The following is a 23,826-nucleotide window of genomic DNA, read 5'->3' on the forward strand; positions in this document are numbered from 1 at the left end:
CCGCAGATGATTTCTACCCTGTTCTTTGTGGCCCTTGGTGGTGCGATTGGCGCGTCGTTGCGATACCTTTGGGGTGTCGGAATGACGCGTGCTTTTGGCATTCTGGATTTTCCGGTGGCTGTGTTGACGGTGAATATTTTGGGATCGTTCATTATGGGGCTGTTCATTGTGGTGGCAGCGCAAAAGGGGCTGAGCCATCTGAACCCGTTCATTGCGACGGGCATCTTGGGCGGTTTCACAACGTTCTCATCGTTTTCGCTGGAAACGGTAACACTGATCGAGCGCGGCCAGATCGCATCGGCAGGGGTATATGTGGCACTGTCAGTCGGGCTGTCGGTGCTGGGATTAATGCTGGGCCTGATGGTGGCCAGAGGAGTATTTGCATGAGCCGGGTTCAGAACCTGATCATTGAACAAGGCGACGGGGATCAGCGGCTGGACCGCTGGTTCAAACGTATGTTCCCGCTGATCAGTCAGGGGCGCATCGAAAAGATGTGCCGCAAGGGTGAAATTCGTGTCGATGGCGGGCGTGTCAAAGCGTCTACACGGCTAGAGGTGGGACAGGAAATTCGCATTCCGCCGCTGCCCGATACCGAGGCCCCACCCCCACCAAAACGCACTCGGATTTCGGATGCGGATGCCAAATTTATTCGGTCATGTGTGATCTATCGTGATGATCATATCATCGCGCTGAACAAGCCGCCGGGTCTGCCTGTGCAGGGTGGATCAGGGCAATCTGATCGCCACGTTGATGCGCTGGCCGATGCGCTGATGTTCGATCTGGACGAAAAGCCACGGCTTGTGCACCGGCTGGATAAAGATACCTCCGGGGTTTTGGTCATGGCGCGCACACGGTCGATTGCGGCTGATCTGACGTCTTCGTTCCGTCACCGCCAAACGCGCAAGATCTATTGGGCGGCTGTCGCAGGTGTTCCGCACCCTAAGAATGGCACGATCAAGTTTGGCTTGGTCAAGGCGTTCGGTCACGGTGCGCGGGGCGAGGGCGAAAAGATGTATTGTGTCCACCCCAAGGACATCGAAACAACGGACGGGGCCAAGCGTGCCACGACGGATTATGCGACATTGGCACAAGCGGGAAACCGCACCTGTTGGGTTGCGCTGATCCCGGTGACTGGTCGTACGCATCAGCTGCGTGCGCATATGGCCGAGATCGGGCACCCGATCATCGGTGACGGTAAATATGGTGGCTCCGGTCAGGAGAACATGGGCGACGGTTGGGGTGCGCAACTGGGCGGCGATATCTCGAAAAAGCTGCATCTGCATGCGCGATCCTTGACGCTGGAACATCCAGTGACGAAGGCGACGTTGAATCTGATCGCGCCGATGCCTGACCATATGGTGCGCACGTGGAACACGTTCCAATGGTCGCCATCAGATGTACCCGCTGACCCGTTCGAGGAAGACTGGGCGTAAGCACAGCAGGGCACCTGATCAGGTGCCAGCAGTGTCGCACCAAATCTGGAGCATTGAGAAATGAGTGATTGGAAAGCCAAACGCTTTTGGAAAGAGGCGCAAGTCGTCCCGCGCGACGGCGGACACACTGTCGAGCTGGACGGTCGCCCGATCAAAACGCCGGCAAAGCAGTTGTTGGTCCTGCCGACAGCCAAAATGGCTGAGGCCATTGCTGCTGAATGGCAGGCGCAGGATGGGGTGATCAATCCGCTCACCATGCCTTGCACGAAAACCGCCAATGCCGCGATCGATAAGGTTGCGGTTCAGCATTCAGAAGTCGCGAATATGCTGGCGGCCTACGGTGATTGTGACTTGCTGTGTTATAGGGCGGATAGCCCGCAAGAGTTAGTCGCGCGGCAAAATGCGCTGTGGGACCCGATGCTTGACTGGGCGGAGGATGCATTGGGCGCAAGATTGCAGCCGCGGACAGGTATCATGCATGTTCCGCAAAATCCCGAGGTGTGCGCCCGTCTGACCCGCCGGACGCATGCCTTGGATCACTTTGAACTGGCGGCTTTCCACGACCTTGTCAGTCTCTCTGGGTCACTGATTTTGGGCTTTGCTGCGGCGATGAATGCCCGCGAAATGGAATCGCTTTGGGACATGTCGCGTCTGGATGAGATCTGGCAGGCCGAATTATGGGGTAAAGACGACGACGCAGAAGCGCTTGCCGCGGCCAAAAAGGGCAGTTTTCTTCATGCAAAGTTAATGTTTGACCTGAGTAAAGGCGAAGAGCTGGGAAACTAGGCGGTTGCCCTTTGGTCGAGGCTGTTTTTTAGGCATATAGCCTTGACGCGCCGGCATAAATTCGCCCAAACTCCGTAGCACTAATGGGATCATTCCATTAAAATAGCCTCCGACCCAAAAAAGGTGTCGGTTAAACCACCCATGAACGTGGTGGAAATCAGGAAGAGGTAACTATGAATAAATCCGTATTTTTCGGTGCGCTGACAGTTGCTGGCGTTCTCGCCGGTGCGTCCGCGGCCGCAACACTTGACGACGTGAAAGCGCGCGGCAAGCTGAACTGTGGTGTAACAACTGGTCTTGTCGGCTTTGCCGCACCAAACGCCAATGGCGAATGGGAAGGTTTCGACGTTGCGGTATGCCGCGCTGTTGCAGCTGCCGTTCTCGGTGATCCAAAAGCAGTTGAATTCGTTCCAACAACCGGCAAAACACGCTTCACAGCGCTTGCCTCGGGCGAGATCGACTTTCTCGCGCGTAACACAACATGGACGTTCTCCCGCGATGTCGACCTCAAGTTCGACTTCATCGGTGTGAACTACTATGACGGCCAAGGCTTCATGGTTCCAAAATCCTTGGGCGTTTCTTCCGCCAAGGATCTGGATGGCGCGACTGTCTGCATTCAAACCGGTACAACAACCGAACTGAACCTTGCTGACTTCTTCCGCTCCAACAACATCTCGTACGAGCCCGTGCCAATCGAGACAAACGCCGAAGGCCAGCAGCAGTACCTTGCCGGTGCATGCGACACCTACACAACTGACGCATCCGGTCTGGCATCCACACGTGCCACATTCGAGAACCCTGGCGATCACGTGATTCTGCCAGAAATCATCTCGAAAGAGCCTCTGGGTCCGTTGGTTCGCCACGGCGACAACGACTGGGGTGACGTGACACGTTGGGTTCTTTACGCTCTGATCGCAGCTGAAGAACTGGGTGTTACATCGGCAAACGTCGAAGAGATGTCCATGAACACAACCAACCCCGAAGTTGCCCGCCTGTTGGGTTCCGAAGGTACGTTGGGTGAAATGCTGGGTCTGGACGCCGGTTGGGCCAAGAACGCAATCGCGTCTCAAGGCAACTACGGTGAAATCTTTGCCAAGAACATCGGCGAAGAAACACCAATCGGTCTGGCCCGTGGCCTGAACGCTCAGTGGACAGATGGCGGCCTGATGTACGCGCCTCCTTTCCGCTAAGAACTTTGCCAAAGGGCGTGGATTTTTCCACGCCCTTTGCGCCTTTCAAGACAAAAACAAAACCGGCCAGCGATATCGAATGATGCGCATGAATGGATCCGGAACACAGGGATAATCTGATGACGACAATGTCCGACCCTCAACAGGGCTCGTTCCGGCTGTCGATGTTGCTGAACGACACCCGCTATAGATCCTATACATTCCAATTTATCGCTTTGGTGCTGTTGATCGCGCTGATGGCCTTTTTAGGCGTCAACCTGATGCGCAACCTCGCCGAAGCGGGCCTCAATATCTCGTATGATTTTTTGGGCGTTCCAGCGGGTTACGATATCAACCAAACGCTGATTGACTATAATAGCCAGTCCTCGAACCTTCGGGCGGCGATGGTTGGTATTATCAACACCTTGCTTGTTGCATTTCTGGCCTGTCTGACTGCCACCGTGATCGGTGTGATCGCCGGCGTTGCGCGCTTGTCGAAAAACTGGCTCGTGTCCAAGCTGATGTCAGTCTACGTCGAGATTTTCCGCAACATTCCCGTGCTGATCTGGATCTTGATGATCTACACGCTGATGACGGCGGTTCTGCCTGCGCCTAACGCGTTCCGCGGTGATAACGCCACATCCAGCATGTTGTTTGATGCCTTCGCCTTTACCAACCGCGGTGTTTATATCCCCGCGCCAGTTTGGGGGCCGGGCTCGATGATGGTCGTTGCGACCTTCATTCTGTCGATTATCGCAGTGGTTTTCTATCGCCGCTACGCCGTAAAACTGTTGTTTGAAACCGGTAAGCTGTTGCCAACAGGCTGGCCGACCTTGGCGATTCTGATTGTCCCAACTCTTTTGATGTTCTTCATTATGGGCAGCCCCATCGGGTTGGACCTGCCTGCGCTGAAAGGGTTTAACTTTCGCGGCGGTATCCAAATTGGCGCGCCATTGATTGCACTTTGGCTGGCTTTGTCGGTCTATACCGGTGCCTTTATTGCCGAAAACGTCCGGGCCGGTATTCAAGCTATTCCAAAAGGTCAGACCGAGGCCGCCGCGTCGCTGGGTCTACGCCCCAAGCGGGTGATGAACTTGGTCATCTTGCCGCAAGCCTTGCGGGTGATCATTCCACCGCTGATTTCACAATACCTGAACATCACCAAAAACTCGTCGTTGGCGATTGCCGTTGGTTATGCCGACATTACGGCGACACTGGGCGGGATCACCTTGAACCAGACAGGCCGCGCGATCGAGTGTGTGCTGTTGTTGATGCTGTTCTATCTCACGATCTCTTTGTCGATCTCTGCGATTATGAACGTCTACAACAAAAACGTCAGCCTGAAGGAGCGGTAATATGTCAGATACACATGCCCAAACCGTTACCTATGTCCGTGATACGATGCTGCCCCAGGCCGCACCGCCATCCACGGCGCAGGGCCCGGTCAAATGGCTTCGCGAAAGTCTCTTTTCGTCGATTCCATACACGATCCTGACCATTGCCGCGCTGTACGTGATCTATGTGCTGCTTTCCGGCTTCCTGCCTTGGTTGCTGGGTGGCGTCTGGACGACATCCAACATCCGCGAATGCCGCGAAGTATTAGATGGCGCAGCTGGGGGCTGTTTCTCGGTTCTGGCCGAGCGGTGGAACCAGCTGTTGTTCGGTATTTCGTATCCACAAGACGGATACTGGCGCCCGACATTGGCCTTTGTGCTGCTGTTCGTCGCTGTTGCACCGGTCTTGTTTTCAAACCTGCCCCGTCAGTTGTTGATCGTCACTGCGCTTTATCCGTTTATCGCGTTTTGGCTGATCTGGGGTGGCTCGCTGCTGGTGCCTGTCTCGGCGCTTCTCAGCATTGTCATCGGCTATGTCGTCTACGGCAAGCTTGTGAAAACAAGCTTTGCAGCCGGGCTGGCGGGCGGTGTCATCGCCGCTGCGGTGGTATGGTTTGTCTTGAGCATGATGACACCAAGCTTGTCGGGCGTTCTCGCGCTTGAGGAAGTGGCGTCGCGGAACATGGGTGGCTTTATGCTGAACATGATCCTCGGTGTGGTCTGCGTTTCCCTCTCGCTGCCCTTGGGCATTCTGTTGGCCCTTGGCCGTCAGTCCAGCCTGCCGATTATCAAGATGATCTGCGTGGTGTTTATCGAGTTTATCCGCGGCGTGCCGTTGATCACCTTGCTGTTCGTGGCAAACGTGGTTCTGGCGTATTTCTTGCCACCGGGAACCAGCTTTGACCTGATCTTGCGCGTGATCATCATGATCACGATGTTCGCATCAGCCTATATCGCCGAAGTTATTCGCGGCGGTCTGGCAGCGTTGCCACGCGGTCAATACGAGGGGGCGGAAAGCCTTGGTCTGGATTATGCGCAATCCATGCGTTTGATCATCCTGCCGCAGGCGCTGAAAATCTCGATCCCGGGCATCGTGAACGTTGCTGTGGGCCTGTTCAAAGACACCACACTGGTTTCGATTATTTCGATGTTTGATCTCGTGGGTATGATCCGCGGTCCGATCCTCGCGTCGACTGATTGGAACGGCGTTTATTGGGAATTGTGGGGCTTTGCCGCTCTTCTGTTCTTCATCGTTTGCTACGGCATTTCGCAATATTCACAATGGCTGGAACGTCAACTCCAGACCGACCACCATTAAGGAAAGGCTGTAATTATGGCTGAACAAGCAAAAGCACTACAGGTCTCGGACGAGGTCGCCATTAGCATTCAAGGCATGAACAAGTGGTACGGCACATTTCACGTGCTGCGCGACATTGATCTGACCGTTTACCGTGGCGAGCGCATCGTAATCGCCGGCCCATCCGGATCGGGTAAATCGACGCTGATCCGCTGCATCAACGCATTGGAAGAGCACCAAAAAGGCCTGATCGAAGTCGATGGCACGGTGTTGTCCTCTGACGTGAAAAACATCGACAAGATCCGGTCAGAGGTTGGTATGTGCTTTCAGCATTTTAACCTCTTCCCGCATCTGACGATCCTTGAGAACTGCACCTTGGCACCGATCTGGGTACGCAAAACCCCCAAGAAAGAAGCCGAAGAAATCGCGATGCATTTCCTTGAAAAGGTTAAGATCCCTGATCAAGCGGATAAGTATCCCGGTCAGCTTTCCGGTGGTCAGCAGCAACGTGTGGCGATCGCACGCAGCCTGTGTATGCGCCCGCGCATCATGCTGTTTGATGAACCTACATCCGCGCTTGACCCCGAGATGATCAAAGAAGTCTTGGACACCATGGTCGAGCTGGCCGAAGAAGGCATGACCATGCTTTGCGTGACACACGAGATGGGCTTTGCCCGTCAGGTTGCCAACCGCGTGATCTTTATGGACGAAGGTCAAATCGTTGAGCAGAACGAGCCTGAAGAGTTCTTTAACAACCCACAAAGCCCACGGACGCAACTGTTCCTGAGCCAGATTTTGGGTCACTAAAAATATCAGTGGGGCGGGGGAAACCTCGCCTTACTGCTGCGGCGCGGGTAAATCGCGGGGCACGACGAACTGATCCATCGTACCCATACGCCATTTCACGTCCGCCCAATCCTCAGCATTAAATGTCGCGACAAGTGTTGCCCCCGTGGGATAGTCGGTGATGCCGCCGTCGTCTGACGGTTCGACAATCATTCCGGCCATCGTGCCGATGCCGGGATTGTGGCCGATGATCACGACGGTATCGCCTGATGCACCCCGCAGCGTGGCCAAGATCGTTTCTGGATCAGCCAGATACAGATCGCGGGTAAACTGCAGGTCGGTGTCAGGGCCAAGCGCCAGACCTTTCAACGTTTCGGCGGCGCGTGTGGCTGTCGAACACAGAACGGTATCTGGGGCAATCATTCGTGCGCGCAGCCAATCGCCAAGCGCCGTGGCATTGGCGCGTCCTCGGGCATTTAGCGGGCGGTCGTGATCGGATGTCGCGCCTGACCAATCCGACTTTGCATGCCGCATCAGGATCAGGCGTTTCATCTTAACCCTTGCGGATGATGCTGCCGGCACCATGCTCGGTAAACAGCTCAAGCAGGCAGGCATTAGGTGCACGGCCGTCGAGGATAACCGCGGCGCGTACGCCGCCTTCGATTGCGTTCAGGGCGGTTTCCGTCTTGGGGATCATGCCCCCCGAAATCGTCCCATCTGCGATCATTTCGCGAATTTGGGCGGCTGTAAGTTCGGTCAGAACCTCGCCGTCGGCATTCTTGACGCCCGCAACATCCGTTAGCAACAGCAGGCGGTCGGCCTTGAGCGAGGCAGCAATGGCACCGGCGGCAGTGTCGCCATTGATGTTAAATGTCTCGCCGTTGCGGCCCATGCCCAATGGGGCAATGACTGTGATGATACCCTTGTCGGCCAGGTCACGCAGAAGACGGGGGTTAACCTCTTTAGGGGCCCCAACGAGGCCCAATTCGGGGTCTTCCTGGTCGCAGATGATCAAGCCGCTGTCTTTGCCTGATACGCCTACACAACGCCCGCCTTGGGCGGTGATGGCCTGCACGATACGCGCGTTGACCAGGCCGGACAAAACCATCTCGACCACTTCCATGGTCGCGGCGTCGGTGACACGTTTGCCGTTGATGAATTCAGATTTGATATCGAGCCGCTTGAGCATGCTGTTGATCATCGGGCCGCCGCCATGAATGATCACGGGGTTCACCCCCACCTGACGCATCAGGGCGACGTCGCGCGCGAATTCTTCCATCGCTTCGTCGCTGCCCATGGCGTGACCGCCCAGTTTGATCACCACCGTGGCGTCGGCATAGCGTTGAAGATAGGGCAAAGCCTGACTGAGGGTTTGCGCTGTGGCGATCCAGTCGCGGTTCATTTCTTGTTTTCTCATTCTATGCCTAAGGTGCCCGAGGGTGTATTCTACGTTAACGTGCTGATAATCGCACGCAATGTCGGAATACCCCAACCCTTTTCCGACGATGTTACGACGATTTCGGGATAGGCAGCTGGATGTTTGGCCAGCGCAGCACGAACCTGATCCAAAATCTTGGCGCGTTCGGCTTCTTTCACTTTGTCCGCTTTGGTCAAAACGCATTGAAAGGTCACCGCCGAGCTGTCCAGCAACGACATGATTTCATCGTCAACTTTTTTGACCCCGTGGCGCGCATCGATCAACACAAACGCCCGGCGCAATGTTTGGCGACCGGACAGATACTGTTTGAGCAGACGCTGCCATTTCTCGACCACCGGCAGGGGCGCATTCGCATATCCATAGCCCGGCAAATCGACAAGGTAATGATCGTCGCCTGCGGTGAAATAGTTGATTTCTTGCGTCCGCCCCGGTGTGTTCGAGGCCCGCGCGAGCGCTTTCATCCCGGTCAAGGCGTTGATCAGGGTTGATTTACCCACGTTCGACCGCCCGGCAAAGCAAACCTCTAACCGGTCAGCCGGGGGTAGCCCGTCCATGGCCACGACACCCTTGACGAACTCGGTCTCGCCCGCGAACAGCAGTCGGCCCTTTTCGGCGGTCTGCGCGTCAGGTTCTTCTGCGATATTAAACTGGATTTGCATCAGATTACCTCTGCCTTTGTGCCAAGCGTGATATCGCCTGATGTGATCACCTCAGCATAGACGCCAAAATTTTGATGTCCAAATACGCTGTTCAAGATGTCCAGTATTGCTGTGTCGCGTTCGCCTGTAATCGGGTTTGTGTTGGTGACGGGGCACCGTTTGATAGGTTCGCGGATACGCAATACGGCGTCTCCGATTTTGACGTCGCGGCCGATCCAGTCGAATTCTGCCCACGCTGGGATATCGTCCAACCAGATGTTCCCGCGCCAGCGTTCTTTGGTGATCTCGACCCCCAAGGCATCCGCAACCGCACGATGTGAGGCGCTGTTCATGATAGAGATCGATGGATAATCGCTGTCGGTCATCCCGCGGTTGGGTACCGCAACGATGGCGGTCGGTGCCGCACGATGAGCGGGGGAAAGAGGGGCGACCCACTCGAGGAAACGAGCCGTGTCAGCAGAGTCGTCCGGGCGGAAGGTTAACGGGGCGAGGTTCTGATGGGTCAGCGTAATCGCACGTGTCGTTTCATCTAGCGTGGCCCAAATCCCCGCAAGGCCAGGGGTGCGTGAGCCGATCATAAAGTTATGACAGCTTGCCCATTGGGGCGCGTTTGCGTCGAACTTGGTTGCATCGTGGGTCACTGCCCATACCCGGTCCCAAGGCATGGTCTCGCCTTGGGTCAGCCGCACCTCGTCTATCGTTTCGCGCCCGTGGCTTTTTATCGGGTGCCGGTAAAGGGCGCCGACCTGCATTACTTTTTGCCTTTGGACGGTGCCTTGGTATCGTTTGCGGCGGCCTTATTCTTGCGCTTCAGCCCGCTTGTGATGTTGCCAAGAAGGTCCGGTTTATACCCTTGGCTGCGCATGATCAGGTACTGCTGCGTAAAGGTGATCGTGTTGTTCGCGATCCAGTACACGACCAGACCCGAGGCAAAACCACCCAGCATGAACATGAAGACCCATGGCATCCAGGCAAAGATCATCTGTTGGGTCGGGTCCGTGGGGGCCGGGTTCAGCTTTTGCTGAAGGAACATGGATACCCCCAAGAGCAGCGGTAGAATACCGATAAAGACCAGTGCCATGATCGAACCCGCATCAGGTGCAGCCCATGGCAGAAGGCCGTAGAAGTTGAAGATCGATGTGGGGTCAGGCGCGCTTAGGTCTTGGAACGGACCAAAGAAAGGCGCATGGCGCAGTTCAAGCGTGACAAAGATCACCTTGTAGAGCGAGAAGAAGATCGGGATTTGCATCAAGATCGGCAGGCAGCCCGCTGCGGGGTTTACCTTCTCGCGCTTGTACAGCTCCATCATGCCTTGCTGAAGTTTTTGGCGGTCTTCGCCAGTGTCTTTCTTCAGCTTCTCCATCTGGGGTTGAAGCTCTTTCATCTTAGCCATTGAGACATATGATTTATAGGCCAGCGGGAAAAGCAGCGCTTTGATCAGCAGGGTCAGCCCGATGATGGCGATACCCATGTTGCCGATCAGCAGGTTCAGGTGATGTAGCACCCAAAAGATCGGCTTGGTCAGGAAGAAGAACCAGCCCCAATCGATCGAGTCGATGAACTTGTAGACGCCTTTTGCTTCATACTCGCGCAGAATATCCCATTCCTTTGCGCCAGCGAACAACTGGGTTGTCACAGTCGCGGTGGTACCCGCTGCAATCGTTTGCGTTGGCAACACGGCTTCGGTCTGGAAGATTTCGGTAGTCGGCAGATATTTGACCGTCAAACGCGACGCTTGCGCAGGGTCTGGGATCAGGTTGGTCATGAAATAGTGACCGGTGAAACCGATCCAGCCGTTCGTGACACCATCGATCCGCTCAGATGGGACGCCATTGATGGGGTCAAGATCGGGAATATCGTCCCAGCCGGTTTCAAGAAGCTCGCCATTATTCATGGCGACCATACCTTCGTGGAGGATAAAGAAGTTTTGCGCGTCGGACGGAATGCCGTGGCGGGCAATGATCCCGTAAGGGGCCATCGTCACAGTTGTATCGGACGTGTTTTCGACTGATTGGGCGACGTTGAACATATAGTTTTCATCGATGGAGATAACCCGAGAGAATACCTGACCCGCGCCGTTATCCCACGTCATCGTAACAGGGCTATCCACGGTAAGGGTTTCCCCGTCCACCAAGGACCACAGCGTATTGGGGCCAGGCACCTGTTCAGGGGCTATGCCCGCGCCTGCGGCCCAGCCATAAAGGGCATAATAGGCATCATCGGTGCCAGCGGGCGACAAGAGCGTCACAATCGGTGCGTCGTCGTCAATGGTGGTCCGGTAATCCTTGAGCATAAGATCATCGACCCGGCCGCCTAAAAGCGAGATGGACCCCGTCAGGCGCGCAGTTTCGACCGGGATACGGGGCGCTTGTTCAAGGGCGTCCGCACGGGCTTCCGAGGAATTGGGTGTGGTCGTCGCAGTTGCGCCGGTTGGCACTGTCGCGATTGGTGCAGCGGTGTCACCCGAGGTCGCTGTGGCCGTTTCCTGAACGGCGGGAGTGGTTTCCGGAGGGGGGAACATGACGAACCACCCAAGGATCACTATGAAGCTTAGAACCGTCGCTAGAATGAGATTCTTGTTCTGATCGTCCATATGACCGCCACCTGATGTCTATAATATCAGCGTGGGTTCAACAGAGTGCAGCGCCAAAGGTCAAGCGGATTCGGCCCTGAAGCAGTAGTATTGGCATTGGTTTTCCGCTGGGGGCCTAGGCTTTTCCGCCCATGATCCTTGGAACATCATGTAGTTTGGCGTTATGCGCTTTGATCCAGGTAATCGTTTGATCGACAGGCATCGGGTGCGCGATCCCGAACCCTTGAACATGGTCACAGCCGAGTTGGGCGAGAATAACGTGCTCGCCAACGGTTTCGACACCCTCTGCCAACGTCTCTACACCGAGCCGTTCAGCCATGGTGAGGATGGCGCTGATCATGCGCTGCTGTTCAGGGTCACGGTCCGCGCGCAACACAAAGGAGCGGTCGATTTTTATGCGGTTTACGCCAAAACGGCGGATCGACGTGATCGAGGCATGCCCCGTGCCAAAGTCGTCCAGATCAATCCGGCAACCCAAGTCGCCCAATGCATTGATATTCCGGGTGATCATATCGTCGGGGGCGCTTGCGACAACGGTTTCAAGTACCTCAATTGCCAGCCTGTCAGCTGTGAGGTCGAAGCGATCCAATTCCCAACTGACTTTTTTGATCAATAACGGGTTGCTGAGTTCGGAACCTGCGAAATTCACCCCGATTTGTGGTACATGTAGTCCCGCCGCGTCCCAGCTTTGTACCGCAGCAAAGGCGTGATACATCATCATTTCGGCAAGCCGCTCGGTCAGTTCAGCTTGTTCAAGTGCGGGCAGGAAATCAGATGGCAGTAGCATGCCGCGGGTAGGGTGGGACCACCTTGCCAATGCTTCGAAACCGCTGATTTGGCCGGTTTCGGTCGATATCTGCGGCTGAAACCAGGGCATGATCTGACCATTCTCAAGCGCTTGCGCGACTTCATCAATCAGAGCCACTGAATGGGCGGTTGGTGGGATCATACGGTCGGTATAAGCGCGGATGCCCGACGGACCATGGCGGAGTGCCTCTTTCAGGGCGGTCTGCGCAGCGCCAAGCCAATCTTCACCGGTGTTGCTGGGCGAGCGGGAATTTTGGCAAAAGCCAACAGAGACTGAGACGTAAATAACGGTTCCGTCGATGGAAATCGGATCCTCGGACGCACGTTGCAACCGTGCGGCCATTTGGATGCAGAGTTCGAGATCAAGGTGCCGCACAGGATCAAGGCAGACAGCAAAAGTCACATCGTCGATGACCCCGACACTGTCTTTGTCACGAAGGGCTGAAATCAGACGCTCGGAAATTTGCATTCGAACCTGATCCGCTGCTGCTTTCCCAAAACGGTTTTGAAGTTCGGTAAAGTCCTCGATCTCGAAGGAAAAGACGGCGGACTTCCATCCGGTCTCTACCGCTTTTAGAAATACCTGATCGGCCAGATCCTTGAATGCGCTGGGTTGCAGCAGGCCTCGTACGCCTTCGCGGGCGAGCAGCAGCTGGCTGGGCGATCCATGAAGACTACCTAAGAAGAGATAGGTAAGGGGGATAGCAATGGCACAGATCAACAACGCCTCTTCGCCACCAAACCAATAGGTGGACAGGCAAAGAGCGGGTAAAAACGCCAATGCCGGCGGGCCGGTCATGATTGTTGAAATCCTGCGTCCCAACTGTAGAACTGTTGCCTGCAAACTGCGCGCCATCATTACATCCCCATCTGACGCGGCTTGCGCGTCGGTGCATTAGCACTAGGGGTCGGCGGGTATCTGTCAGGTTAATGTTCCTGTTTTCGTCCATCCTGAATGCATAAGATTAGACGAAATTCTGCTAGATATTTCGGGTTAGTGCAGCAAAGTCGAACAGCTTCGGGTCCAACAGGTGGGACGGTCTGGCATTCATCAAGGCGCGAAACATCACCTGACGGCGGCCGGGACTGTTGGCTTCCCAGCCGTCTAGAATCGCCTTGACCTGCTGGCGCTGCAGCCCGTCTTGTGACCCGCATAGATCACAAGGAATTATTGGATAATTCATAGCGTTAGAGAATTTTTCGCAATCGGCTTCGGCGACATGGGCAAGGGGGCGATACACAAAAACATCGCCTTCTTCATTCAGCAGTTTCGGCGGCATCGTCGCAAGGCGGCCGCCATGAAACAAATTCATGAAAAATGTCTCTAGAATGTCATCGCGGTGATGTCCCAACACCACCGCACTACAACCCTCTTCGCGGGCGATCCGGTACAAATGACCGCGACGTAGACGGCTGCATAATGCGCAAAACGTCCGGCCCGCAGGAATTTTATCCATCACAACAGAGTATGTGTCTTGATATTCAATCCGATGCGGAACGCCCATTTTCTCAAGGAATGCAGGCAAAACGGTCGCAGGGAAATTCGGCTGGCCCTGATCCAGATTGCATGCAATCAATTCGACCGGCAGTAGCCCGCGCCACTTCAGCTCGTGCAGAATCGCAAGCAACGTATAGCTGTCCTTGCCGCCTGACATGCAAACCAGCCATTTGGCCCCCGGTTCGATCATGCCATATTGTTCAATCGCCTCGCGCGTGTAGCGCACAAGCCGCTTACGCAGTTTGCGAAACTCGGTGCTTTGGGGGGCACCGTAAAAAAGCGGGTGAATATCGTCAGGTTGATCCAGCATGAGCTTGGCTTAGATCAACTGAATGCGCCGATCAAGCGGCGGTTTTGAACCAAGAGGCCATCAGGGTCGTAATTTGCCAGATTGCCTGACTGTAAGGCGCCCGTAAAAAGGCCGCTAATCGGGGACGTTATCAATGCCGCTGCCGCCCCAAGGATGACAGCGCGCAATACGGCGAATGGCAAGCCAGCCGCCCTTGATGCCACCATGTTTGCTGAGCGCTTCAAGTGCGTAGGCGCTGCAAGTCGGATGATAGCGGCAGTTTTTGCCAATCCACGGACTGAATACCAAACGGTAGATATGCACCGGGACAGCAAGAAGACGCGCGAAAACCGTCATTTCACTTTACCATGCAAGATATCAAGGGCTTTGATGAGATCGGCCTGAAGCTGCGAAAAGGGAATGCTGGCTGTGGCACCTTGCCGCCCGATCAACACGTAGTCCATGCCGTCGCGCCCGTGGTCTGGCAAGGCCAAACGGGCAATTTCACGCAGACGGCGTTTGGCGCGATTGCGGGCAACGGCATTGCCGACTTTTTTTGAACAGGTGAATCCAACGCGCATACCCTCTGCTTCGTCCGGGGAGCGTTTGCGCATTTGCAGGATAAATCCGGGCATCGCGACGCGGGGCGATCTGGTGGCTCGCTGAAAGTCAGGGCGGTTTTTAAGGGTAGTCAAACGCGAAGAAACCACCGGAAGCGGTTCCCGTTGGGCGGCGGTTTGGCCATCCATGGGTGCTTCCGGCGGTGTCATAATTACAAAGTCCTGAAAGCGCGAATTACGCGCTCAGTTCTTTCCGGCCTTGGGCACGGCGTGCGTTGATGATCTTGCGACCCGCTTTTGTTGCCATACGTGCACGGAAACCGTGGCGCCGCTTGCGCACAAGGTTTGAAGGTTGAAAGGTGCGTTTCATCGCTCCGGCTCCACTTAATACGTTAGATCACACCAGATTCGGCGCGTCACTGTTAATTCAAGCCCTGCCTCTAAAGCTGCTGCGCCCGCAAGTCAAACCCTTGAGGCCGCAAATTTGGCGAAGCTGTAACAAAAAACGGCGATTTTTCACACCGGGTGTTTCAATTCCGTACTATACGCCTAGTTTTCTGCAACATACAGGGTTTTGCGATCAAGCACGCGTGATGTCTCTGTCTGACAGCGGGACCTTGGCCCATCTATAAGGGGCAGTGGCGACATTCACCAACAGAAGAAGGCGACCCGAGATATGGTAGATCAGACAGACAGCAAATCCGCATGGGCTGGTTATTTGCCCATCGCTGTGATCGTCCTTGTGGCGGTCGTCGGTTTTTTTACGCTGGGTGATTACCTAAGCTTTGAGACGTTGCGCGACAATAACGAGGCCTTGATCGCCTTTCGGGATACGCATTACGGGCTGACTGTCATTGTCTTTATTGCGACCTATATCTTGATTGTGGGGTTTTCTTTGCCTGGTGCAGGGATCGCCACGATCACCGGAGGGTTCCTGTTTGGCACCGTTTTCGGTGTGCTTATTAATGTAACGGGGGCCACGGTCGGGGCTGTTGTAATCTTCTTGGCGGCGCGGATGGGCTTTGGTGAAAAGCTCAAGGCGCGCATGGATGCGTCCGAGGGTATGGTGCGTAAAATTAAAGAGGGGATCGATAATAACCAGTGGTCAATGTTGTTCTTCATCCGGTTGGTGCCCGCAGTGCCTTTTTTCGTGGCCAATCTGATACCGGCATTTCTGGGTGTGATGCTGTACCGTTTCGTGATCTCCACCTTCTTGGGAATTATCCCCGGCTCGTTGGTCTATACGTCCGTTGGTTCGGGCTTAGGCGCGGTGTTCGCCCGTGGTGAGACACCCAACTTCGGCATTATATTCGAGCCCTATATATTGTTTCCTATCCTTGGCCTCTGCGCGCTGTCACTCCTTCCCATTATACTGAAAGCCGTCACCGGCAAAAAGGAACTGCTGAAATGAACCGTATTAAAACCGACCTTTTGATCATTGGTGCGGGGTCTGGCGGATTGTCTGTTGCTGCAGGTGCCGCGCAAATGGGGGCGGACGTTGTCTTGCTTGAGGGGCATAAAATGGGCGGCGATTGTCTGAACTATGGCTGTGTCCCCTCAAAAGCGCTGATTGCGACGGGTAAGGTCGCATATGGCCAACGGCATTCGGAACAGTTTGGCGTCGCAAACGGTACCGGTGATGTGGATTATGCAGCGGCCAAGGACCACGTGGCCGATGTGATCGCGCAGATTGCCCCCGTAGACAGCCAGGAACGGTTCGAGGGGTTCGGTGTCAACGTGATCCGCGAATTCGGGCGCTTTATCTCGAAGGATGAGGTGCAGGCGGGGGATACGATCATCAAAGCGCGCCGTATCGTGATTGCGACGGGATCATCGCCGCTGGTGCCGCCGATTCCGGGGCTGGACAAAACCCCGCACGAGACGAATGAAACCTTGTTCGAATTGCGCGAAAAGCCCGATCATTTGCTGATTATCGGCGGCGGCCCCATCGGGATGGAAATGGCTCAGGCGCATATTCGTATGGGCTGCCAAGTGACGGTGATTGAGGGTAGCAAGGCGCTGGCCAAAGATGATCCCGAAACGGCTGCAATCGTGCTGCAATCGCTTAAGGACGAAGGTGTCGAGATCGCAGAGGGGGCTGAGGCCGCCGAGATCAACGGCGATGTCGGTGCGATTAAGGTCAAAACCAAAGATGGCCGCCTGTTCAAAGGATCACACCTGCTGGTTGCCGTGGGGCGCAAGACGAACACGGATAAGCTTGACCTAGAGAAAGCCGGAATCGAGCCTACCAAGAACGGCATCAAGGTGGATGCATCGCTGCGCACGACCAATCGCAAGGTTTATGCAATTGGCGATGTGGCGGGGGGGATGCAATTCACCCATGTCGCGGGCTATCACGCAGGCGTGGTGATCCGGTCGCTGATGTTTGCGATCCCGTCCAAGGCCAAGGCCGCGCATATTCCTTGGGCGACATATACCGACCCTGAATTGTCGCAGGTCGGCCTGACCGAGGCACAAGCGAAGGATGAACATGGGGACAGGGTCGAGGTCGTACGTTTTCACTACAATCACAACGACCGCGCCATTGCTGAGCGTAAAACCAAGGGGCTTATCAAGGTCATGGTGGTCAAAGGCCGGCCCGTTGGCGTCAGCATTGTCGGCTATCAGGCGGGCGAGCTGATCAATCTGTGGGCATTGGCACTGGCAAATAACATGAAAATGAGCCAGATTGCAGGCATGGTTGCACCGTACCCCACGATTGGCGAAGTCAATAAACGCGCGGCAGGGGCCTATTTCTCGCCGCGGCTCTTTGAAAGCGATCTGGTCAAAACCGTCGTGCGATTGGTGCAACGGTTCATCCCCTAGGGTCTGCCGCGCATGTTGAAATCCTTTTCAGGCCGATTGCTTATTCTGACCACCATCTTTGTGATGTTGGCCGAAGTCCTGATCTTTGTTCCGACCATTGCGCGCTTTCGCGAAGAATATCTGATGAACCGGCTTGAACGGGCGCAGATTGCATCGCTTACATTGCTGGCCAATGACATGATTGATCCCGCGCTTGAGGCCGAGCTGTTAAGGACGGCCGAGGTATTCAACGTGGTGTTGCGGCGTGACGAAGTGCGGCAATTGGTGCTGTCATCGCCCATGCCGCAGTCGATTATCAACACATACGATCTGCGCGATTCTGCGCCGCTGATTTTGATCAAAGACGCATTCATGCAATTGGCCGACACGCGGGATGGTGTGATCCGGGTGATCGGTGCGCCGGTTCAGGATGCGGGGAGTTCGATCGAAATTACCATGCAAACCGTGCCCCTGCGCGACGCAATGATTGATTATGGCCTTCGCATTTTGCTGCTGTCTGCCGTGATCTCGATCATCACTGCATCACTGCTGTTCGTCGCGTTGCGGGTGTTGTTGTTGAAACCGATCAAGGGCGTCGTTGGCCATATGCAAAACTATGCGCTGGCCCCCGAAGACGCGCGCCGCATTATCACGCCCTCGGCCGGTGTGACCGAGGTGCGCGAGGCCGAGGAAGCCTTGATGAAGCTTGAGACGGATCTGACCCAAGCTTTGCGCCAGAAAGAACGGCTGGCGCAGTTGGGGCAGGCGGTCAGCAAGGTCAGCCATGACTTGCGCAATATTCTCACTACCGCGCAATTGTTCACCGACCGTATCGAGATGTCCGAGGACCCCAGCGTGAAGCGGATGGCACCCAAGCTGGTTAGCTCTATCACCCGTGCTGTGCACCTGTGCGAATCAACGCTGGCCTTTGGCAAGGCCGAAGAGCCCAGCCCGACCCTGACGGTCACCGCGTTGGATCACATCGTACAAGATGTGGTGGACAGTGAACGTTTGGCCACGGACGGTGCCGCTATCAACTTTGTGCTGGATGTCCCTGCAAATCTTAAGGTGCGCGCTGACCCTGAACATTTGTTTCGCGTGCTGTCCAATTTGGTTCGCAACGCACGTCAGGCCATTGCCGCCACAGGGCAGGGGGGAGAGATCCGCCTGACCGCCAAAGATCGGCCGGATTATTGGGTGATAGATGTCCAAGATGACGGGCCCGGCCTGCCGCCAAAGGCGCAAGAGCATCTTTTCACCGCGTTTCGCGGTGGCGCGCGCAAGGGCGGCTCCGGTCTTGGGCTTGCCATAGCGGCCGAGTTGGTGCGCGGTCACGGCGGTACGCTTGAACTCAAGGAAACGGGCACATCGGGGACAGTTTTTCGCATATCACTACCCAAAGGCGATGGTACTTTTTAGGTCAATTGCAGGAAATTGCAGTTCAGGCCAAACAAGGGGTTGCAAAGCGCGGCACCCAGAACTAAACCGCGCCGTAGTGCACCCGTAGCTCAGCTGGATAGAGTACCTGACTACGAATCAGGGGGTCAGAGGTTCGAATCCTCTCGGGTGCACCATTGTTCTCTCTCTGTCGAATGTAGACATAACTTGCTTTTTTGAGCGATAATTTTGCCTTTTACGGGTTAATCCATTATCCGATGACGGTTTTAATTAATACGCTCTCCTTGGAGTGATGCGGCCATCAACGCCGTATCCCCGATGGGGAAAATAACCGAAACCGGACTTTGCCACTGCGTTCGACCGCTGCGCTGCAGCTTCCCGAAAGCGAACGTTGGTGCAGAGTGCAAAATTTTACCCAGTGGATGTCGCCTACGCGGACGAAGTTGCTGTCGACACTTTTGGTTTGAACGGCCGCTACCCTCGCCTTTCGCCAGCCGCAAAAAACGCCAACGAGAATAAGAACATCACTGTGGTCTGCATACGTGACACCATGGTGTTAAAACATAGGACTGGGCCAACTAGGTCATACATTTGGTTGTCGAGACACTACTTCAAAACGGCGGGGAACCCATCCGATCCAGCCAAAAAGTCCAGAAAACTTCTTACCTTGGCAGGCAGATAACTACGATCAGCGTAAATGGCCTGAATATGCAATTTCGGCCATGCTACGTTTGGCAACACGGCTTCAAGTCGATCGTCTTTCACGTCGTCTTGGGCGGCCCAGTTCGGAAGCATGGCAAAGCCCATTCCAGCTACAGCTGCTTGATGAAGAATGCTTTCGTTGGAGCTTACCAAAATTGGCCTGAGTTTGACATCAATCCCGTCTTCGCCGCCAAACTTGAGCCGCCCGTCCGCGGCAACTTGAGAATACGCAAGCATCGGGGCGTTGTTCAGATCTGCCGAGGTCTCGGGGCGGCCAAAGCGGTCCAAAAATGAAGGGGCCGCCAACAGCTGAAACGTCACCTCTGCCAGTTTTCGCGCGATCAGCCCTTCGTCCAACTTGAACGCAACACGCAGCGCTAAATCAACGCCTTCTTCGACCATGTTGATTTTGCGGCCGCTGAGGTCGACATCAAAAGTCACATGCGGGTTTTGCTGATGATAAGCGGTTAGAATTTTCGCAAAGGCCGGATTCGACATCCAGACGGGCACCGACATTCTGAGCGTACCGCGCGGTGACAGTCTGTCGGAGGTTAATTGCGCCTCAGCTTCGGCCAGCCCGTCAAGCAAAGGGCGGATCGTCAGCAAATACTGCGCGCCCGCCTCGGTCAGGCTTACGTTCCTGCTATTGCGATTGAGCAGGCGTGCGCCGACGCGCGCCTCCACATGTTTGACGTGTTTGCTGGTCATCGCGGGGGAAATATTAAGGCGCTCTGCAACGGCTGAGAAGTTCTTGTGCTCTGCGACTTCGGCAAAAACACGCAGGCTTAAAAGTGTATCCATCATCAACTCACAGTAAATGGTGCCTCCATAAATAACCTAATGATGGCGCGACGGGAACCTATTATTCATATCCTCATAATCAAACACTGCAACAGCAGCTTTAGGAAAGAGAACGACATGACAACGATTGATACAAACCTCGGAAAGACCAGCAAGGGCTGGAATATCGGCCTTTGGGTTGCCCAAGCCCTGCTGGCTGCGATGTTCCTGATGGCTGGCGCAACAAAGCTGACTTCCGGATCGGCTGAATTGGTGGCGATGGGCATGGGCTGGGCCGAAAATGCACCCTTCTTGCTGATCAAGTTCATTGGTTTGGCTGAAGTTGCAGGTGGGTTGGGCCTGATTTTGCCAGCGGCCACCCGCATTATGCCACGTCTGACTAAATGGGCTGCTGTGGGCCTGTGTATTGTTATGGTTCTGGCCGCTGGCGTCCATGTTTTCCGCGGTGAATTCGAAGTGGTTCCGGTCAACGCCGTTCTGTTCGCACTGGCCGCTCTGGTTATTTGGGGTCGTACGAATAAGGCACCAATTGCACCACGCGGTTAATCCATCTCGTCTCGCGCTCTGGTTCTTCCCGCCAGAGCGCACTTTTACCCCAAAAGGTTGTCTTATTCTATGCTCAATAGCCCACTCTCTACCGACCCTCGCCATGCGATACCGATTGACCGCCTGTCTTGGGGTGTTGTCGAGCTTCAGGTCACCGATCTAGAACGTGCGATCACATTCTGGACGACTGCTTTGGGGCTTATCAAACGTGATAACCAGTCACCCGGCACCGCACTTGGCACGCAAGACAGAACCCTTATCATTCTGCACGCTGGCGCGGATACACCTGTCGCAGCGCCTTATACGGGCATGTATCATGTCGCGATTGGCGTACGCAGTCAGGTCGAGTTTTCGCGGATTCTCGTCCGCCTGATCCATCTGAATGTGCAGGTCGGACCGACGGATCACTTGATGGCAAAGTCACTATATTTCCATGATCCTGATGGGCTGGAGATCGAGATCACCTATGAGACACCCGAACGGTTTAGTCATTTTGGCAATATGTCTAAGGGCCTGACTTTGTACGATGTTGACGGCAACGCCCATTCTGGGCGCGGACCGCTGGACGTGAGGGCCGAGCTGGTCCATGCAGCGGGCACAGACCCGTTGGCACCGTTGGCAGACGACAGTTTCCTCGCGCATCTGCACTTTAAAGTGCCAGCACTTGAGCCTGCTCTGGACTGGTTCGAAACCCTTGGATTTGAACGCCACCTGACGCTGGACGCTTGGGGCTTTGCCGATATGGGCGCGGGTGCCCCCAACACGCACCGTTTGGCCATGAACATCTGGGCCGGTCCCAACAACCCGCCTATGCCGCAAAATATGGCTGGGTTGGTGCACTACGAATTGTTCAAACATGGCGATGCAGTCGTCTCACCGCATCTGCAGCAAGACGGCAATGCCTTGCGCGGAACAGATCCCGCAGGCGTCGCAGTTACCCTGCGCCCAGCAAAATAGGAGAGCATTGTGACAGATACCCCGACATCCTACCGTAGAGCACAGATCATTTTGCACTGGGTCGTTTTCGCGGCCATCTGGGTGCAATGGCTTTTCAACGAGCCGATGAAACGCAACATCGAGGCCATGCAGACAAGCGCGACACCAGCCGACGGTGACATGACCATGGCGTTGGTCCACGTCGGCTTTGGCTCGACAATCCTGCTGGGAGTGCTTGCCCGACTTTATCTGCGCTACCGTCACGGCGCGCCTGGTCACGCCCCTGGCACATCCCCAATGCAGGCCAAGATTGCCACAGCTGTTCACTGGTCGCTCTATGGAACACTGATTGCCATGGTGATCACGGGTGGAATGACATGGAACGGTGTCGCTGATTTGGGCTATGTGCATTGGCTTCTAAACATCGTGCTCTTTGGCCTGATCACCGCCCATGCCGCCGGTGCCCTCTTCAACCAGTTCGTCCGCAGGTACGGCACGCTGGCGCGCATGATCCCCGCCCTTAAAAAGTAAAAGATCGCCCGAGCCGGGACGGAACCACATGGCTCGGGCGTATCACCCCGAAGCCCACATTGGCTTGGAGCTTGATATGCAACGTTTCTTTGCAGCAACCTCACCTTACTTCACATGGGCAGTGCTGGCCTTCCTTGGGATCATGATGACCTTCACTGCACTGACATCAACCGATCCAAAGATCTTTAATCAGCTTGTGCACCCATCCGGTGAAACCTCCGCCAGGCTGTTGATTGTAACGATGATGGCGACCCCTTTGACGATGCTGCTGAAGGGGTGGCGTGGACCGCAATGGGTGAAACGCAACCGCCGGTATCTGGGTGTGGCGTCATTTGGCTATGCGCTGCTGCACACGATTTTCTACCTGCTGGATAAGGCGTCACTGACCACGGTCGTTAACGAGCTGCCACGCCTTTACATCTGGACCGGCTGGATCGCGTTTATCATCTTCGTACCCTTGGCGCTGACATCCATGGATTACTTCGTGCGCAAAATGGGGACATGGTGGAAGTGGCTGCAACGCTGGACCTATGCCGCCGCCGTGCTGACGCTGGTACATTGGGCCGCTTTGCATGATTGGAACGGGGCGGCACCCGCCCTTATCCATTTTGGCCCGCTGATCGTGCTTGAGGCCTACCGTGTTTGGTACTGGTATCTGCGGCCACGGCCTACAGTGGCATAGAGGCTGCCTCGACGTCCTGGATCAATATATCATGCAGAGCGAAGGGGATTAGCCCGCAAGCGACGCTTCCCTCGTGTACTGTTGCGGTCATCAATACGGGATGTAATTGCAAAGCCGAATGTCGCTTGCCGCGGTTCGCAACCATTCGTACGTGCCGCAGCATCGGTCAAATTAGGGCTCCTTTCGGTCCTCAGATGCAACGCAGCATCCGGTGATATACTGCTTTAGTCAACGTCGGGTTGTCGTTGTGGGAGGGCATGGCGGATCGGAGGATCAGTCATGGAAACACCAAACCTACCAGCCATTCGCGCACTTCGCCCCGCTTGGAACAAGGGTCGTATCGTTGGTCAGAAACGGCCTTTGAAGCCTCAACACGTTTGGGCGATCAGGGTTCGTCTAGAACTATCAGAGAACCATCGCGACCTCGCGCTGTTTAACATGGCGATCGACAGCAAGCTGCGCGGCTGTGACCTGGTGAAGATGAAAGTCGTCGACGTCATGGCGTCGGGTCAGATCAAGGAACGGGCATCGGTGTTACAATGCAAGACACAGAAACCTGTGCGATTTGAGATATCCGAAGGCACACGCGCCTCGGTCGAAAAGTGGATGGAAGATGAGCTCATGGTTGGCTCGGAGTACCTTTGGCCGGGTCGGTTCCATGAACGCCTGCACATCTCGACACGCCAGTATGCGCGGATCGTCCGCGACTGGGTCACATCAATCGGCCTAGACGCGAGTGCATATGGCACGCATTCGATGGGGCGGACAAAAGTGAC

26 protein-coding genes and 1 tRNA gene are annotated in these 23,826 nt (G+C 55.4%); 16 read left to right on the forward strand and 11 right to left on the reverse strand.

Going from position 1 to position 23,826, the window contains the following annotated elements; genetic code table 11:
- Nucleotides 1–6: 6 nt before the first annotated feature.
- The 7 genes from crcB to BM347_RS16795 all read left to right on the forward strand — a co-directional run bounded on the left by crcB (nt 7) and on the right by BM347_RS16795 (nt 6,826).
- A complete protein-coding gene (gene crcB, locus BM347_RS16765) occupies nt 7–387 on the forward strand; it encodes a fluoride efflux transporter CrcB (protein WP_093917660.1) in 381 nt (126 codons plus the stop codon).
- Nucleotides 384–1,433 carry an RluA family pseudouridine synthase gene (locus tag BM347_RS16770; protein WP_093917661.1) on the forward strand — a complete coding sequence of 350 codons (1,050 nt, stop codon included), beginning with the start codon at nt 384–386 and terminating at the stop codon, nt 1,431–1,433. The genes crcB and BM347_RS16770 overlap by 4 nt, the downstream gene beginning before the upstream one ends.
- A gap of 60 nt (nt 1,434–1,493) precedes the next feature.
- The gene (locus BM347_RS16775; protein WP_093917662.1) at nt 1,494–2,219 is read left to right on the forward strand and encodes an ATP12 family chaperone protein; all 726 of its coding nucleotides are present in this window, start codon (nt 1,494–1,496) and stop codon (nt 2,217–2,219) included.
- Nucleotides 2,220–2,392: 173 nt separating this feature from the next.
- Nucleotides 2,393–3,409 (forward strand): amino acid ABC transporter substrate-binding protein, encoded by a 1,017-nt coding sequence (locus BM347_RS16780; protein ID WP_093917663.1) that lies wholly within the window; start codon nt 2,393–2,395, stop codon nt 3,407–3,409.
- A gap of 119 nt (nt 3,410–3,528) precedes the next feature.
- Nucleotides 3,529–4,743, forward strand: coding sequence for an amino acid ABC transporter permease (locus tag BM347_RS16785; RefSeq protein WP_093917684.1), 1,215 nt, complete (start codon nt 3,529–3,531; stop codon nt 4,741–4,743).
- Nucleotide 4,744: 1 nt separating this feature from the next.
- Nucleotides 4,745–6,040, forward strand: coding sequence for an amino acid ABC transporter permease (locus BM347_RS16790; protein WP_093917664.1), 1,296 nt, complete (start codon nt 4,745–4,747; stop codon nt 6,038–6,040).
- A 15-nt stretch (nt 6,041–6,055) separates the two neighbouring features.
- Nucleotides 6,056–6,826 carry an amino acid ABC transporter ATP-binding protein gene (locus BM347_RS16795; RefSeq protein ID WP_093917665.1) on the forward strand — a complete coding sequence of 257 codons (771 nt, stop codon included), beginning with the start codon at nt 6,056–6,058 and terminating at the stop codon, nt 6,824–6,826.
- Nucleotides 6,827–6,856: 30 nt separating this feature from the next.
- Here the strand turns inward: BM347_RS16795 and BM347_RS16800 are convergent, their stop codons facing one another.
- The 10 genes from BM347_RS16800 to rpmH all read right to left on the reverse strand — a co-directional run bounded on the left by BM347_RS16800 (nt 6,857) and on the right by rpmH (nt 15,019).
- A complete protein-coding gene (locus tag BM347_RS16800; RefSeq protein ID WP_093917666.1) occupies nt 6,857–7,357 on the reverse strand; it encodes a SixA phosphatase family protein in 501 nt (166 codons plus the stop codon).
- A 1-nt stretch (nt 7,358) separates the two neighbouring features.
- Nucleotides 7,359–8,222: an acetylglutamate kinase gene (gene argB / locus BM347_RS16805; RefSeq protein ID WP_175498611.1), complete on the reverse strand. Its 864-nt coding sequence runs from the start codon at nt 8,220–8,222 to the stop codon at nt 7,359–7,361.
- A 29-nt stretch (nt 8,223–8,251) separates the two neighbouring features.
- Nucleotides 8,252–8,902, reverse strand: coding sequence for a ribosome biogenesis GTP-binding protein YihA/YsxC (yihA, locus tag BM347_RS16810; RefSeq protein ID WP_093917668.1), 651 nt, complete (start codon nt 8,900–8,902; stop codon nt 8,252–8,254).
- Nucleotides 8,902–9,654 carry an MOSC domain-containing protein gene (locus BM347_RS16815; RefSeq protein ID WP_093917669.1) on the reverse strand — a complete coding sequence of 251 codons (753 nt, stop codon included), beginning with the start codon at nt 9,652–9,654 and terminating at the stop codon, nt 8,902–8,904. The genes yihA and BM347_RS16815 overlap by 1 nt, the downstream gene beginning before the upstream one ends.
- Complete coding sequence (yidC, locus tag BM347_RS16820) at nt 9,654–11,495, reverse strand: membrane protein insertase YidC (RefSeq protein WP_093917670.1); 1,842 nt, start codon at nt 11,493–11,495, stop codon at nt 9,654–9,656. Before yidC ends, BM347_RS16815 begins: the two co-directional genes overlap by 1 nt.
- Before the next feature lie 115 nt (nt 11,496–11,610).
- Nucleotides 11,611–13,101 (reverse strand): putative bifunctional diguanylate cyclase/phosphodiesterase, encoded by a 1,491-nt coding sequence (locus tag BM347_RS16825; protein ID WP_245764306.1) that lies wholly within the window; start codon nt 13,099–13,101, stop codon nt 11,611–11,613.
- A 181-nt stretch (nt 13,102–13,282) separates the two neighbouring features.
- Entirely contained in the window at nt 13,283–14,110 is an 828-nt protein-coding gene (gene ttcA / locus BM347_RS16830; protein ID WP_093917671.1) for a tRNA 2-thiocytidine(32) synthetase TtcA, read from the reverse strand.
- A gap of 114 nt (nt 14,111–14,224) precedes the next feature.
- On the reverse strand, nt 14,225–14,446 hold the full coding sequence (yidD, locus tag BM347_RS16835; protein WP_093917672.1) for a membrane protein insertion efficiency factor YidD: 222 nt from the start codon (nt 14,444–14,446) through the stop codon (nt 14,225–14,227).
- Nucleotides 14,443–14,859, reverse strand: a complete 417-nt coding sequence (gene rnpA / locus BM347_RS16840) for a ribonuclease P protein component (protein WP_093917673.1) — start codon at nt 14,857–14,859, stop codon at nt 14,443–14,445. Before rnpA ends, yidD begins: the two co-directional genes overlap by 4 nt.
- A gap of 25 nt (nt 14,860–14,884) precedes the next feature.
- Complete coding sequence (gene rpmH / locus BM347_RS16845; RefSeq protein ID WP_025063397.1) at nt 14,885–15,019, reverse strand: 50S ribosomal protein L34; 135 nt, start codon at nt 15,017–15,019, stop codon at nt 14,885–14,887.
- A gap of 306 nt (nt 15,020–15,325) precedes the next feature.
- On the opposite strand from rpmH, the gene BM347_RS16850 reads away from it, so the two are divergent.
- The 4 genes from BM347_RS16850 to BM347_RS16865 all read left to right on the forward strand — a co-directional run bounded on the left by BM347_RS16850 (nt 15,326) and on the right by BM347_RS16865 (nt 19,028).
- Nucleotides 15,326–16,060 (forward strand): TVP38/TMEM64 family protein, encoded by a 735-nt coding sequence (locus tag BM347_RS16850; RefSeq protein WP_093917674.1) that lies wholly within the window; start codon nt 15,326–15,328, stop codon nt 16,058–16,060.
- On the forward strand, nt 16,057–17,475 hold the full coding sequence (locus BM347_RS16855) for a dihydrolipoyl dehydrogenase family protein (RefSeq protein ID WP_093917675.1): 1,419 nt from the start codon (nt 16,057–16,059) through the stop codon (nt 17,473–17,475). Before BM347_RS16850 ends, BM347_RS16855 begins: the two co-directional genes overlap by 4 nt.
- A gap of 12 nt (nt 17,476–17,487) precedes the next feature.
- The gene (locus tag BM347_RS16860) at nt 17,488–18,873 is read left to right on the forward strand and encodes a sensor histidine kinase (RefSeq protein WP_093917676.1); all 1,386 of its coding nucleotides are present in this window, start codon (nt 17,488–17,490) and stop codon (nt 18,871–18,873) included.
- A gap of 78 nt (nt 18,874–18,951) precedes the next feature.
- Nucleotides 18,952–19,028: transfer RNA gene (locus tag BM347_RS16865), tRNA-Arg, on the forward strand.
- Between the two features lie 430 nt (nt 19,029–19,458).
- Here the strand turns inward: BM347_RS16865 and BM347_RS16870 are convergent.
- Nucleotides 19,459–20,358 carry a LysR family transcriptional regulator gene (locus BM347_RS16870; RefSeq protein WP_217644032.1) on the reverse strand — a complete coding sequence of 300 codons (900 nt, stop codon included), beginning with the start codon at nt 20,356–20,358 and terminating at the stop codon, nt 19,459–19,461.
- Between the two features lie 114 nt (nt 20,359–20,472).
- On the opposite strand from BM347_RS16870, the gene BM347_RS16875 reads away from it, so the two are divergent.
- The 5 genes from BM347_RS16875 to BM347_RS16895 form a co-directional block, all read left to right on the forward strand.
- The gene (locus tag BM347_RS16875; protein WP_093917677.1) at nt 20,473–20,901 is read left to right on the forward strand and encodes a DoxX family protein; all 429 of its coding nucleotides are present in this window, start codon (nt 20,473–20,475) and stop codon (nt 20,899–20,901) included.
- A 69-nt stretch (nt 20,902–20,970) separates the two neighbouring features.
- Entirely contained in the window at nt 20,971–21,858 is an 888-nt protein-coding gene (locus tag BM347_RS16880) for a VOC family protein (RefSeq protein WP_093917678.1), read from the forward strand.
- A gap of 9 nt (nt 21,859–21,867) precedes the next feature.
- Nucleotides 21,868–22,368, forward strand: coding sequence for a cytochrome b (locus BM347_RS16885; RefSeq protein WP_093917679.1), 501 nt, complete (start codon nt 21,868–21,870; stop codon nt 22,366–22,368).
- A gap of 28 nt (nt 22,369–22,396) precedes the next feature.
- Nucleotides 22,397–23,050 carry a protein-methionine-sulfoxide reductase heme-binding subunit MsrQ gene (locus BM347_RS16890; RefSeq protein ID WP_245764307.1) on the forward strand — a complete coding sequence of 218 codons (654 nt, stop codon included), beginning with the start codon at nt 22,397–22,399 and terminating at the stop codon, nt 23,048–23,050.
- 279 nt (nt 23,051–23,329) lie between these two features.
- Nucleotides 23,330–23,826, forward strand: a 497-nt coding sequence (locus BM347_RS16895) for a site-specific integrase (protein ID WP_093917036.1), incomplete at its 3' end; no start/stop codon positions are given.

This window comes from Sulfitobacter marinus (assembly GCF_900116285.1).
Lineage (GTDB): Bacteria > Pseudomonadota > Alphaproteobacteria > Rhodobacterales > Rhodobacteraceae > Sulfitobacter > Sulfitobacter marinus.